The sequence below is a fragment of the Pedobacter sp. PF22-3 genome (genome assembly GCF_026239555.1).
In the GTDB taxonomy this organism is placed as follows: Bacteria; Bacteroidota; Bacteroidia; order Sphingobacteriales; family Sphingobacteriaceae; genus Pedobacter.
Genome location: NZ_JAPIVP010000010.1, coordinates 154,690 through 169,480, shown reverse-complemented (window position 1 = coordinate 169,480; position 14,791 = coordinate 154,690). Strand labels below are relative to the sequence as shown.

Annotated in this window: 9 protein-coding genes; 4 read left to right on the top strand and 5 right to left on the bottom strand. The window is 38.3% G+C overall.

Annotated features, from left to right (window positions below; all coding sequences use genetic code 11):
* Positions 1 to 141 precede the first annotated feature (141 nt).
* The 4 genes from OQX63_RS14515 to OQX63_RS14500 form a co-directional block, all read right to left on the bottom strand.
* Positions 142 to 3,033 carry a DEAD/DEAH box helicase gene (locus OQX63_RS14515; protein ID WP_265851572.1) on the bottom strand — a complete coding sequence of 964 codons (2,892 nt, stop codon included), beginning with the start codon at positions 3,031 to 3,033 and terminating at the stop codon, positions 142 to 144.
* A gap of 333 nt (positions 3,034 to 3,366) precedes the next feature.
* Entirely contained in the window at positions 3,367 to 4,767 is a 1,401-nt protein-coding gene (locus OQX63_RS14510) for an efflux transporter outer membrane subunit (RefSeq protein WP_265851571.1), read from the bottom strand.
* A 10-nt stretch (positions 4,768 to 4,777) separates the two neighbouring features.
* Positions 4,778 to 7,960: an efflux RND transporter permease subunit gene (locus OQX63_RS14505; protein WP_265851570.1), complete on the bottom strand. Its 3,183-nt coding sequence runs from the start codon at positions 7,958 to 7,960 to the stop codon at positions 4,778 to 4,780.
* Between the two features lie 48 nt (positions 7,961 to 8,008).
* Positions 8,009 to 9,178, bottom strand: coding sequence for an efflux RND transporter periplasmic adaptor subunit (locus OQX63_RS14500; protein ID WP_265851569.1), 1,170 nt, complete (start codon positions 9,176 to 9,178; stop codon positions 8,009 to 8,011).
* 401 nt (positions 9,179 to 9,579) lie between these two features.
* Here OQX63_RS14500 and OQX63_RS14495 point away from each other — a divergent pair, with 401 nt between their 5' ends.
* Entirely contained in the window at positions 9,580 to 9,963 is a 384-nt protein-coding gene (locus OQX63_RS14495; RefSeq protein WP_265851568.1) for a hypothetical protein, read from the top strand.
* Positions 9,964 to 9,969: 6 nt separating this feature from the next.
* Here the strand turns inward: OQX63_RS14495 and dapF are convergent, their stop codons facing one another.
* Positions 9,970 to 10,752, bottom strand: a complete 783-nt coding sequence (dapF, locus tag OQX63_RS14490; RefSeq protein ID WP_265851567.1) for a diaminopimelate epimerase — start codon at positions 10,750 to 10,752, stop codon at positions 9,970 to 9,972.
* A 311-nt stretch (positions 10,753 to 11,063) separates the two neighbouring features.
* On the opposite strand from dapF, the gene OQX63_RS14485 reads away from it, so the two are divergent.
* The 3 genes from OQX63_RS14485 (at position 11,064) to OQX63_RS14475 (ending at position 14,376) form a co-directional block, all read left to right on the top strand.
* Positions 11,064 to 12,611, top strand: a complete 1,548-nt coding sequence (locus OQX63_RS14485) for a trypsin-like peptidase domain-containing protein (protein WP_265851566.1) — start codon at positions 11,064 to 11,066, stop codon at positions 12,609 to 12,611.
* Positions 12,612 to 13,421: 810 nt separating this feature from the next.
* Positions 13,422 to 13,925, top strand: coding sequence for a hypothetical protein (locus OQX63_RS14480; protein ID WP_265851565.1), 504 nt, complete (start codon positions 13,422 to 13,424; stop codon positions 13,923 to 13,925).
* Positions 13,926 to 14,184: 259 nt separating this feature from the next.
* The gene (locus OQX63_RS14475; RefSeq protein ID WP_010599638.1) at positions 14,185 to 14,376 is read left to right on the top strand and encodes a cold-shock protein; all 192 of its coding nucleotides are present in this window, start codon (positions 14,185 to 14,187) and stop codon (positions 14,374 to 14,376) included.
* Positions 14,377 to 14,791: the final 415 nt, after the last annotated feature.

Here is a 14,791-nt window from a genome sequence, read left to right as displayed (position 1 = left end):
CGGCAGTAGTGCATCACAATTGGAAAAATCTACATACTATCTGTCATTCTGAACGTAGTGAAGAATCTTAACATTAAGAAAGCATAAGAAAACCTTGGTCGACTAATAAGATCCTTCATTGCATTCAGGATGACATAGATCTTAATTCAATATATCCCTGATATCCTCCTTGCTCAGCGATTTAAAGAAACTTTCTTCTGTGGTGATCAATGAATTGGCTAAAGATTTTTTACGGTTCTGTAAAGCCAGTATTTTCTCTTCTACAGTATCTTTTGCAATGAATTTATAGATGAAAACCTTTTTATCCTGACCTATACGGTGAGTTCTATCAATAGCTTGCTGTTCTACTGCAGGGTTCCACCATGGATCTAGAATAAAAACATAATCGGCTTGTGTGAGGTTTAAACCTACGCCACCGGCTTTGATAGAGATTAAGAAAACCTTCAGCTCAGTATTCTGCTGAAATTCAGAAACGATCTCACCACGGTTACGGGTTGATCCATCCAAATAAGCAAAAGGAATATTTTCGGCCTCAAAGTGCTTTTTAAAGATATCCAGGTGTTTTACGAACTGCGAAAAAACCAAAACCTTGTGTCCGCCCTTAAGCACATTATCTAACGTATGGATGACGTTTTCAAATTTCCCCGAATCGGAGACGTATTCCCCATCGATCATTACAGGGTGGTTGGCTAGCTGACGTAAAGCCGTTAATCCCTGTAGAAGCTGAACATGTTTTTGCGCGAAAGTTCCATCATCCATGCTCTGCAATAAATCGTTGCGGTAAGCCGATTTTGTTTTTTCGTAATAAGCGGCCTGGTCTTCACTCATGTCGCAATAAATTACCTGTTCCGTTTTAGGGGGTAATTCTGCCGCTACCTGCTCTTTTGTTCTGCGGAGTACAAAAGGTTTGATTATGGATTGCAGTTTTCTTGCTTTTTCTTCGTCTTTTTTCTTTTCTATTGCCTGCACATATTCTTCGTAGAAAAATGCCTGTGTACCCAATAAACCAGGATTTAAGAAAGTTAACTGCGACCATAAATCACTTACCGAATTCTCTACCGGTGTACCGCTCAGAATCAATTTGTGTTTTGATTTTAAGCTTCTAACGGCTTTGAAAGATTTTGATGCCGGGTTTTTAATGTTCTGACTTTCATCAAGAATGATGTAATTAAAATAGAAATTTTTCAATTCATCTACATCTACCCTCGTTACGCCGTAGGTGGTAATGATAATGTCGTAATTGGCAAAATTCGCTACATCTTTATTACGATTGGTACCTGTATGCGCCAGTATCTTAAGCTTTGGCGTAAATTTTTTGGCTTCTGTTAACCAGTTATAAATTAAAGAAGTTGGCATAATAATCAGTGATGTGGTTTGTGTGTCCACCAGTTGATCATCTTCCTTTACCTTTTGCAGCATGGCCAGTGTTTGGATGGTTTTACCCAAACCCATATCATCCGCTAAACAGCCGCCAAAATTATACTCGCGTAAAAAGCTGAACCAGTTATAACCGGCTTTCTGGTAATCGCGCAAACTGCCTTTAAAATTTACGGGCATCTGTGTATCTGCAATATTTTCAAAGTCTGATAGCCTTTGGAGCTTGCGTTCGAGGGTCACATTTGCCAAACTGTCTTCGGCCAGGTCGTTAATTAAACCGATATGGTGTTTCTTTAATTTGAGCGTTTGCCCTGCTTCTGCCAAACTGAACAAACTGCCGTATTGCGTAAACCACTTATCGGGGATAATGGCCACTTCTCCATCAGGCAATAAAAATTCGCGCTTTTTATGTAAGATATGCTGTTTTAAAGATAGAAAAGGGATCTGGTATTTACCAAACCAAACCACTGCATGGATATCGAACCAATCATTCCCTTCTTTAACCTCCAGGTCGATTTTGCTGGCACCGAGTACAAATTTTTTCTGCCCCGTGGCTTGTTCAATTTCGAAACCCGATGCCTCTAAAATTTCGATGTGCTCATTTACCCAATTTATTGCGCCATAACTTGGGTTTTCTTCTGCTGAAGCTACTTCCAGATTACTGAACAAAGAACTGGTTTTTTTTAGTCCTAAGGAGAGGAGTAAATTGAATTGCTTTTTCTCCCAGTCTGCCGAACGTTTAATGCGGTGGAAAATATAGTTATCGGCTGTTTTCTCTAAACGTACGGTAACTTTATGTGCATTTTCTACTGGAAAAGTATATTCCCCATACTTAAAATATAGCTGAATCTGAGAAAGACCGCCATCAACATATAAAACTTTAATAACTGGTATAGCCTCAAATTGTTCGGTCCTGATTTCGAAACCTTCAGCATACACATGGTGTTTTTCTATTAAGGGCGCAACAAATTTTTCGAAGTAGGTAGCTTCCGTTGTTTTGGGTATGGCAATAAAGCGTTTATTTAAAAAGGGCTGTAATTTCTTGCCCTCAATATCCTGGTCAAAAAAATATAACACATCATTGAGCAATAACCAGGCAGGTTTGTTGCTAATAATCTGCGCTTCTTTAAACATAAATTCGATGCGCAGGTTCTGGTATTTGATGGTTGGAAAATAACGTGTTTCAGTTTCGTTTCTCCGGAAATGGAAAAGGATAGATGCAGGCTCATCAGCAAGTTCGATTTTGCGCTCTACCGGCCAGCCATCTTTGTCCATTACATAAAGCTCATTTTTGACCTTTAAGATTTCCAAAGCTTCGGCCAGTTTCTTTTCAATTTTAGGACGAACATTTTCATAAAACTTATCGTCGAAAATTTTGGTAAAGAATTCAGTAGGCCTGATTAATTTTTTATAATACTTTTTAATGAGCGAATCCTGCTCAATATCATCTAAAATCTTGATCAGCTTATAATCAATGTCATTTAAACAGGCATTAAATTCTTCGGCGGTATGTGTGAAAATTCTTTGATAAGTAAAGGAAAAATCGCCCTGAGGGTTTAGCTGAACTACGTGTGGTTCAATTAAATAGCCAAAATACTCATGCTTGCACAAAGAGTACACCACTTTACAGGCTTTAGAACTATCGACACGTAACATTGATTGGTTTAAAAATTTTTCTAAGCTAAGCGCTTAAAAAAATTTAAACTTACAATATTTTGCGGTTACATCAAAAAAACTGGCCCGTTTTGGGATAAAAAATATATTGAATTTTGAGCTGCATTGAAAAAAGGACTGTAACGCAGCAGTTTAATTGTATGATATTGATTTCGCTATTAAAATCTGATTGGAAAGCTCGCAATGATGATCACTCAGGATGACCAGTTAAAAAAATCTCTGTGCTTTAACCAGTGTTTGTAGCGACACAGCCCATGGAATGAAAAAAGGCATCCTGAAAATCAGAATGCCTTTAATGTGCTGATCAATTATGTTTTATTTCCAGCCACCACCCAGTGCGCGGTATAGATTTACCACCGACTGTAGTTTTTGTAATCGGTCATTAATCCCGTTCAATTGAGCTGTTAACAAACTTTGTTCTGAAGTTAAAACATCAGTATAGTTTGTTGCTGAGCTGTAGCGCAATAATTCTTTAGTAAAATCTACTGCTTTTGTTAACGAGGCGATTTGCTTTGCCCTGGTTTCCTCTTTCTCTGCAGCAGTTTGGTAAGCATACAAGGCATTTGATACTTCCTGGCCTCCGGTTAATAGCGTCTGTTGAAAGTTGTAAAAAGCAATCTGTTGATTGGCTTCAGCTGTTTTCAGTCTGGCTTTATTTGCGCCTCGGGCAAAAATTGGCTGTGTTAAGCCGCCCACTAAATTATAAAAGATAGATTTGCTGAAGAAATCCTGTAATTGTAAACTTGATAATCCACCGGCTGCGGTAATGGTTAAAGCAGGGTAAAAGTATGCCTTGGCCACATTGGTATTTTCGAAAGCAGATCTAAAACCAAATTCAGCAGCAATCACATCCGGACGGTTTTTTAACAATTGTGCAGAAACCCCGGTTTGTAAATTCGCATAAGGGGTCTGCTGATCTAAAGTCGTACGGTTAATAGCATTTGGCGCTTTGGCAACCAAAACACTTAGTGCATTTTCGGCCTCTTTGATGCTTCTTTTTAAATCAGGTACGGTTACCTGAGCCGCATATAAATTGGCTTCACTTTGTACAACCGCCGCACCATTTACTACAGCTCCTTGTTTTAATTCCCTCATGGTTTCCACGTCCTGAGTTCTAACCTTAATGGTTTGTTCTGTAATGGCCAATTGTTTGTCGAGGGCCAGTAAAGTATAATAATTATTGGCAATAGTGGCGATTAATTGCGTTTGAACTGCTCTTTTTGCTGCGTCAGTTTGTAATAAAGTTGCATATGCGCCACGTTTTGCGCTTGTTAATTTACCCCATATATCGGCTTCCCAGCTGGTGCTCAGTTGTGCCTTATAGGTTTGGGTTTCTAAATTAATGTTAATCCCGGGAGGAAAGTTTAAGGAGGCTTGCGACTGTTTATTATCAGTCACATTTACGTCTGCCTGTAAGCTTGGAAGTAGTGCTCCACGACTCTGTATTAAAGTAGCCTCTGCAATTTTAATCCGCTCAATGGCCTGCTTCAGGTCTAAATTTTCATTTATCCCTTGTTGGATCAGCGACTGTAAAGTGGTATCCGAAAACAATGTTTTCCACTGTAGGTCTGCCATTGTAGCCGTATCTGTTGTATTATTATCCCGGTATAAACCCTCGCTTTTTACCTGAGGGCGTTCGTATTTTTTAGTTACGCAGGCACTCAGGGCAACAATGGCTAAACCGGTTAAAAGGGAATGCTTATATCTAAAATTCATCTTCTTAATATTAATGTTTGCTATTCACAGTAGCCAATTCATATTCCTCTGGCGTTTGTTCATGGTCAACACCTTCGTTAAAAGGTGATTTATTGCTGATGCGCTCCTGTAAGGATTGAAATATGATAAAAAGCGCAGGAATTACGAAAACCCCGAAAATTGTTCCGATCAACATACCACCTACAGCTCCTGTACCAATTGAGGTATTACCTGCTGCACCAACACCTGATGATAGCATTAGCGGTAATAAACCGAGAATAAAGGCGAATGAGGTCATCAAAATCGGGCGTAAACGTGCTGTTGCACCATCAATAGCCGCATTGGCTATACTCATACCTTTTCTTCTTCTATCTACCGCATATTCTACAATCAAAATGGCATTTTTGGCGAGTAGTCCAACAAGCATGATTAGCGTAATCTGCGTATAAATATTATTATCCACACTAAAAATTTTGTCGAAAACGAATACACCTGCCAAACCAACTGGTAACGAGAATAAAACGGCTAATGGTAAAATATAACTTTCGTACTGTGCGGCAAGCAAGAAATAAACAAAGATTACGCAAAGTAAAAAGATAAATACTGTTTGACTTCCGCCTGCCATTTCTTCACGTGATAAACCTGAAAATTCGTAGCCATATCCTGCCGGAAGATTTTTAGCTGCCTCTTCCTGAACAGCCTTTAAGGCATCCCCCGAGCTATAGCCAGCATTTGGATTACCCGTTACCGAAATTGAAGTAAACAAGTTGAAACGCGAAATGGCTTGTGGTCCATATACTTTGGTCAAAGTTATAAACTCTGATACCGGAGCCATTTGCCCTGAAGTGGTTCTAACAAAAATGCGGGTTAAAGTTTGCTCATTGGCACGATATTGCGCATCTGCCTGGTACATTACCCTAAACTGTTTACCAAATTTGTTGAAATTTGAAGCATAAACACCACCATAATAACCTTGCATTACACCCAATACATCACTAACATTCAGGCCAGCCTGTTTAACCTTTGCCACATTTACATCAATCTGATATTGTGGGAAATTTGGGTTAAAAGAGGTAGAAGCATATTGGATTTCAGGACGTTTACTTAATGCTGCTAAAAATGCATTTCCAATTTCATTGAATTTTTTAATGTCTCCGCCGGTTTTATCCTGTAGCTGAAATTCGAAACCACCGCTGGTACCAAAACCCTGGATAGTAGGCGGCGCAAAGAAAATAATTTTAGCACCTTTAATGCCTGCTGTTTTTGCAAACAGTTCTCCAATAATTGCCTTTACATCACGGCCTTTACGTTCATCCCATGGGGTTAAACGCGAAATTACCATCCCGTAAGAACTACCTGAACCACTGATCATACTTCGGCCTACAACCCTTAAAGTATTTTTAATTTCAGGTATTTTGTGCGCAATGCTATCAATCTTTGCAATTACAATATTGGTTTCCTCTTGTGAAGTTCCTGCTGGTAAAGAGATATCGCTCATAATGGTTCCCAAATCCTCGTTTGGTACGAAACCTTTTGGCGTAGTATTCATTGTCCAGACCAGTAGGACAGCGAAAAAGGCAATAACTAAACCCACGATCCATTTTTTTCTGGAAAGAAAGCTTACCGATTTTTTATATTTTCCGGTTACAGCATCGAAAGATGTGTTAAAAGCATCGTAGAAACGCTGTAAAAAGTTTTTAGATTTTTGGTGTTCTTCTTTGTGCGGTTTTAAGAATAAAGCACATAATGCCGGACTTAAAGTTAAGGCGTTAATGGCTGATAGAATGATCGAAATGGCCAATGTTAAACCAAATTGTTTGTAAAACACACCAGAAGATCCGGAGATAAAACTCACCGGGATAAATACAGCAGCCATTACCAGAGTGATCGAAATAATCGCTCCGCTAATGTCATCCATGGCATCAATAGTTGCTTTTTTGGCGTCTGTATAACCTTCATCCAGTTTGGCATGTACAGCTTCTACTACCACAATAGCATCATCTACCACAATACCAATAGCAAGCACCAGGGCGAACAAAGTGAGCAGGTTAATGGTAAATCCAAATAAACTCAGGAAAAAGAATGTTCCAATAATGGCCACCGGTACGCTAATCGCCGGAATCAAGGTTGACCGGAAATCCTGCAAGAAGATAAACACCACCAGGAACACTAAAATAAATGCTTCGATTAAGGTATGAAGTACTTTTTCAATCGATGCATCCAAAAAGTCGTTTACGTTAACCAAAGTAGAGTAATGTACCCCTTTTGGAAAAGATTTTTGAGCTTCATCAAGGGTTTTGATAGAGTTTTCGATTACCTCTTTTGCATTTGAACCTGCAGTTTGGTTAATCGCAATACCTAAAGCCTGTTTTCCGTTAAATTTAACCGAACTGGCATAACTTTGCGCACCTAATTCAATTCTTGCAATATCTTTTAAACGAAGAACCTGGCCATTATCAGTAGTTCGGATAATAATATTGCCAAACTGTGCCTCATCTTTTAACCTACCAGTATATTTTAAAGTGTACTGAAATGCCTGATTACCAAGTTCTCCAAACTGACCAGGGGCGGCCTCCACGTTCTGATCGGCAAGAGCTACGCTAATGTCGTTTGGCACCAGACCATAAGTCGCCATCACATCAGGTTTTAACCAGATTCGCATGGTGTAATCCAACGTTCCGAATGCACTTGCATCACCAACGCCATTGATCCTTTTAATCTGTGGGATGATGTTGATGTTGGCATAATTCTGCAAAAACTTCTGATCGTAAGAAGGATCGTCACTATATAAACCAAAGATCAATACATTACTCGCTTGTCTTTTTGCTGTAATTACACCCGATTTGGTTACCTCTGCAGGTAATAAACTGGTCGCACGTGCCACCCTGTTCTGTACGTTTACCGCGGCAAGATCGGGATTGGTACCCAGTTTAAAATTTACTGTGATGGTTGCAGAACCATCGTTACTGGCACTGGAAGTCATATAAGTCATGTCTTCCACACCATTGATCTGCTCTTCCAGCGGAACAACCACACTATTCATCACCACATCGGCATTGGCACCCTGGTATGAGGTAGAAACCTGCACCGTTGGCGGGGCAATTTCAGGATATTGCGAAACCGGCAACGTAGCTAGACCTAAAACACCAAGTATAACGATGATGATGGATATAACCGTTGATAAAACCGGTCTTTCTATAAATTTCTTAAACATAATTAATATTGATTACACTATAATAGTGTGATAAGCAACATGATATTGTTATTTTTTGATCTCAGCATATACTGAATCGGCACTTTTTTCCTCTGGTTTGATTTTCGTTCCATCTTTTAACGATTGGAAGCCCTCTAAAACAACTTTATCTCCGCTTTTAAGGCCTTTAGTTACTACATAGAACTTGCCTTTGGCCAGATCCATGATCTCAATTTCAGTGTTAATTACTTTCGCAGAATCGCCTAAAACATAAACGAATTTTTTGCCCTGTAAATCGATTGTTGATTTTTGAGGGATTAAAATAGCATTTTCAATGTGTTGAGGAACCCTTACAGAAGCACTGGCCCCGTTTTTTAATAAAGAAGTAGGGTTAGGGAATGTAGCCCTTAAACTCGCAGAACCCGTGCTCGTATTAATCTGTCCGTTGATGGATTCGATTTTACCATTTTGTGCGTAAACCGTTCCATCCGCAAGTACCAAACTTACTGCCGGGATGTTTTTCATTTGTTGAGCCAAAGTATTTCCTTTATAGTTTCTAGAAAAATCCAGCAGTTGTTTCTCATTTAAAGAGAAGTAAGCATAAACCTTTGATGTGTTAGAAACTGTTGTTAATGGCTGCGTACTGGTACTGCTTACCAAACTTCCATTTCTGAAAGGAATGCTGCCAACTACACCGTCAACCGGGCTTTTAACAGCGGTATAACCTAAATTAACCTGTGCATTTACCAATTCGGCCTTTGCCTGTGCCAATGCTGCTTTTCTGCTTTGCAATGTTAACTGGGCAGCATCCAGATCGTATTTACTGATGATGTCTTTTTCTACCAATGGCCTGGTTTTATTTACCGTTAACTGGGCAGCATTAACATCTGCTTCTGCACTACTAATGGCCGCTCTTGCAGTTCGTACCTGTTGTTCATACTGAGGTGCATTGATGGTGAAGAGCAACTGGCCTTTTTTAACCACAGCACCTTCATCTACAAAAATCTTTTCGATAAAGCCGTCAACTTTTGGGCGGATGTCTATATTTTGAATACCTTCAATGGTTGCTGGATAATCAGAATCTAAAGTGGTATTTTGTGTGTTTACGGTAAAAACCGGGTAGGCTTGTGGACCAGCTGCTGCTGCGGCTGCTGCTTTTTTAGCATCATCATTGTTTCCGCAGGATGCTAAAAGCATACCCATGCTCACGCTAAAAAAGAGAGTTGTTACTTTTCTCATGTACTATTTCTGTGTGTGTATAAATTTGAATTTCCGGAATGAAGAGTGTCGCCAAAATTTAGGACTTCAACTCCGAAATTATTGTCCAAAAATAGCGCCTAACCAAAAATAAATCTGTCCAAGTTCTGTCATTTAATCAATCGATTGATTTATTTTAGGGATTAAAGGCCGCTTAAATAGGATTAAAATATTGCTTACAAGCGTTTTAAAGGGTTTTTTCCTCTCAAAGCAATACTTGTAAATATCTTGAGACAGTTGTTAAATGCTGTTAAATTGGCACTTCTGGTTTGGGATTATTGAAGCAGACTGTTGTTTATTTCAAGCAGTTGGCCATATATGGAGTGTATATTTTACACTACTACTCAATGGGCGACAATCATAGTTTTTCTTAACTTTATGATATGAAATATCTTTTGCTGTTAGTGGTTATGGTGTTTAATTCCAGCTGCTTAATGCCTGGCTCACCTCACTATTACCATTATCAATCAGCCAGTGAAAATGTTGATTCGATTGTGGTGATCTCTTACCCTTCAAGGCTCGACTACCAATACCGCTTTACCAAAAATAAATGGGACAGTGTTATGGTTTTTGATCCTGTACAACTGCAATTTAAAAAAATGACGCTGGTCGAAAATGTTGATTTCTATCCAAAAGCTTACTACTCTTTTTATAAGCGTGAACGCTGGAATTTACTAAAGATGAAAAATGTTAAATCAATTATTGTTAAAAGGTACCAACAAAATATAGCAGATGTAGATACCCTTTATGATAAGGTTGTCAAATGAGTTTGCTTATTCCACTTCTCCTTCGAAAACCAATTTCGCTGGACCGCATAAAAATACATTGGTAAATGTTTTGCCGTCGTAATCGAATTCTATTTTAATATCGCCACCCAAAACCTTAATGTCGGTTTTAATATGACCCATTTGGTTTTTATGTTTGGCAATGGCCATTGCAACCGCAGTTACACCAGTGCCGCAAGCATATGTTTCATCTTCAACACCGCGCTCATAAGTACGTACAAATAAATGATCGCCTTTATCTTCAACAAAGTTTACATTTATACCCTTTTCTGCATATATTGCATTATAACGGATGTCTTTTCCTTTGGTGAAAACGTCAAAATCTTTTAGATCACTTTGTAGTGCAACGTAATGTGGCGAACCGGTATTCAATACATATGCTTCACCGTCCTTGGTAATGGTTCCAACATCAATCATTTGTAAATCGACCCATTCTCCATTTTCTGAAATTCTGGCATAATGTGGCCCATCTACTGCCAAAAAGTTTGTTTCGCGGTCGATAATGCCTAGCTGTTTGGCAAAGGCCACGATGCATCTGCCACCATTTCCACACATGCTGCCAGGTTTGCCATCGGCATTAAAATAATGCATTTCAAAATCATAATCCTTATGCTTAGTGATAAACATTAATCCATCGGCGCCAATGCCAAATCTTCTGTGGCATAGTTGTTCAACTAATTGACTGTCAATATTTTTTAACGGACTGGTAGTGTGGTCTATTAAAATGAAATCGTTGCCTGCGCCCTGGTATTTATAAAAATTAATTTTCATTAAAGCTTCATTTTTTAATGCAATATTTGAGTTGCAAAAGGTAATAAGCGGATTGTGTTTTTTAATTTAACATTTTTTAACACAAAACTAAGTGCTTTGAGGATACAAATATCGTTTATATGGTATTAAATTTGAATAAACTTACTAAAGAAAATTTGAGCAGATAAAAACTGCTGGAGCATCCTGCTTAAATCAAAATGAAAAACGCTCCCGCAAATAAGAACATTTAATAAATGAATATTATGAGCTAAACCATTTGCTAGCAGATTAGCTTATAATAATCATGGCTTTAGAAAACAAAATACATACACATGAAAAAAATATTAGGAATTACCGTGTTAGCTGCTTTTATAGGTGGGGCAGCAGCAATTGGAGGTTACAAATTATTTGAGCGTAACCAAACAGGCAGTACCATTACTGAAAAACAGAATTTGTATTTTGCCAATAATCCACTAAAAGTATCATCAGCAGGTGCTACAGATTTTACACAGGCTGCAGCAGCAGTTGCGCCGGGTGTGGTTCACATTAAAACAACTTACGCGGCATCGAAAGGCCAGGGTTCTTCTTCTCCTTTTGATATGATGGAAGATTTCTTCGGCGGCGGTGGCCGCCAGATGCAGCGTCAGCCAAGGGCTGCGTCAGGTTCCGGTGTAATTATCAGTCAGGATGGTTATATCGTAACCAACAACCACGTAGTAGAAAATGCGGAGAAAGTTGAAGTGGTTTTAACAGATAGACGTAAGGTTGAAGCAAAAGTAATTGGCCGCGACCCAAATACAGATTTAGCATTAATTAAAGTAAATGCGACTGGTTTACCTGTAGTAAAAATGGGTAATTCGGATAATGTTCAGGTTGGAGAATGGGTATTGGCTGTTGGTTTTCCGTTAGATTTAAATACAACTGTAACAGCTGGTATTGTAAGTGCAAAAAACCGTAGTATTGGTATAATTGGCCGTGAGCAACAAGGCAATGAAATAACAGAAGAGGAATATCGCGAATACCAACGAACTGGTAAAAGACCAGATCGTCCGGCAAATACCAGTATCGAATCATTTATCCAAACAGATGCTGCCATTAACCCTGGTAACAGCGGCGGTGCCCTCGTAAATGCTAATGGCGAATTGGTAGGTATCAACTCAGCAATCGCATCTCAGAGCGGGTATAACCAAGGATATGGATTTGCTATTCCAGTTAACCTTGCCCGTAAAATTGTAGACGATTTTATGAAGTATGGTTCTGTTAAACGTGGTTATATTGGTGTAAACTTTGTGCCGTTAAGTGGTGAAGATAAACCTGAAGGCATTAAAACCAACGAAATAAGTGGTTTATACGTTAATGATGTAGTAGCTGGCGGCGGTGCTGCGGCGGCGGGCATTAAAGCAGGTGACGTCATTAAAAAAGTTGATGGAGTAGTGATTAACGATTCGCCTGATCTTCAGGAAAGAGTAGGCCGTTTAAATCCTGGCGATAAAGTTAAATTAACCGTGTTAAGAGATGGTGCACTTAAAGATTATACCGTAACTTTAAAAGGAGAAGCGAGCGTTGGACTTACCGCTAAAAATGCTGCAGGTAAAAGCCTGGAAGTTTCGAAACTAGGCGCAACCTTTGTTCCTGCTACTCAAGCGCAAAAATCGAAATATGGCATTAACAGTGGTGTGGTTGTAACATCGGTTACCACTGGTAAAGCTTTCGACAATATTGGGGTAGAAAAAGGTTTAATTATCACCAAAGTGAATGGACAACCCGTAAATTCTGTGGCTGATGTTCAAAAAGCATTGCCTTTAGGCAGAAACAATATGGTAAGTATTTCTGGTGTAAGTGAGCAAGGTTCATATAATTACAGTTTCCCTGCCCAGTAATTGATTGTAATAAATAGTTTAAAAGGCTTCACAATTTAATTTGGGAAGCCTTTTTTATTTAGTCCTGTTTGATAGGTTCGTGGTTAGCGTGGCAGGCCGCTGCACATTCTTCACAAGCCACCGCGCATTGTCTGCAGTGTTCGTGATCATGCTTGCTACACTCAGCCGCACAAAGCCTGCATATTTCTTCGCACAACAGCAAATATTGATGCCCTATAACTGAATCTCTCTGTAACAGTCTCGCTGCTTGCGTACAAATATCTGCACAATCTCTATCGAGTTTAATACAATCAATCATCATTTTGATATCTTCTTCCTTTAAGCAAGATGATGCACAGTGTTCACAAGCTAGCGCACAATCCAGTAAGGTTTGGATTAATGCATGGTTGTTTCTCGTTTCCATATCGGTAATGATTTTAGTTATACATGTTTTGTGTAGTAATAACCTGCCAGAAATTAAACTGTTTTTAAAAAAATGAATCGGGATAATCTCATCGCGTTATTTTTTGCCACGGATGAACACAGAAGAACACGGAGAGTTTATTATACTGAATGTTAGGTTCCGTATTTTATGGGCGGAGATTCTTTACTGTGTTCAGGATTGACAATAGATCTGAGTAGCGAAAAGGTTATTTGTTAAAATACCTTAAATCTTATTTGATCAGCCCCCTTTCTTATACGCAAAACAATATTCATCCGTTTTTCATAATCAAGATTTAGTTTCGCTATTACTGATTGATCAACAACCTTTACCGGTAGCAATTAACTTTTATTTTTCCATATTGGAATCAGCAACAAAAACCGAATGTTATGGCTTTAGCTAGTATTAACCTGAGTGTAAAACAATATTTCAATTTCATGAGCAGAACAGAGTTTGAAAGACGGATATTTCATGATACTTATAAAGAATTTCAAAAAAGATCAAAAATATACAGCTTAGATCAGCGCCTGCATACTTTTTCTCAGATGCAACAGGCCAATGAAAAGGCCATTACGCTACATCAGAAACTTCAGTATTCGGTAATGAACAGCATTGCAGCGTTAGAATATAAAATACCTGTTTTAAATGATCTTGAGGATCATCCGATCCTTTTTGATTGTGCCGAATTGCATATTTATGCTTCTGATCTGTTAAATAAAGCAGCGCACGTCGTTTCCATCACTTATACCAGCCCAAAGTTAATTTTACATGAAATCGTTGGTGATTTGCTTATTCTAAGCTATAGTGATAGGGGTAATGAAAGATTAGTTGTAAAAATTACCGAAAATGTGACGGTGAATGATGAGCAGTACGAAAGTCTTGTTTATAGCTAACGTAGGCTTTAATTGCGGAAGTTTACTTTTGCAATAAGTTTGTTTTTTACGCAGAAAAGTGAATGGGCTAATCCTATTTTGAAAGTATTTCTAGGTGAAACCAGGTAATACTACAATAATTGATAAATTAAATTTGGCCTTAAAAAGGCCTTAAAGGGCATATAGACAATGTATTTAACATAAATTATTTAATAAAAAAAATAAAAAATTGATTTATAGGTATTTAACCATATCTTTGGTAAAATTAAAATACAATACAATGCAACAAGGAACAGTAAAATTTTTTAATGAAACTAAAGGTTTCGGATTCATTACTCCATCTAATGGCGATGCCGAAATTTTTGTTCATGCTTCAGGCTTAATCGACAACATTCGCGAGAATGATACCGTAAACTACGATGTAGAAGAAGGTAGAAAAGGCCTAAACGCGGTAAATGTTAAAGTAGCTTAAGAAAACTCGAATACATAAATCGTAAAAAGTCCCGATGCAAATCGGGACTTTTTTTATGCCATTTATTTTTGATAAGTTAAGTATTCTTATTATCAACCCGAATTTGATTAATAATGCGTCTTTAAAGATCTTCAGTAAATATTTTCAACTCAAGTTGTCACCCTGACCTGTAGCGCAGCGGAAAGCTACGTAGTAAACCGAGCCTTAAGCGAGCTCAACGAAGGTAATTTATTTCAGGGTCTATCTGACAGGAAGGATGCTGAAACAAGTTCAGCAAGACGATCGCGTTAGGAAAAGAGGCAAAAATTGATCACAACATAAAAATATTAATTGAACTTAGGTTATCAGGTTTTTTATCATTAAGAACACAATTGTTATTTTTAAATCATCATCTCTACAATCTAAACTTAATGAC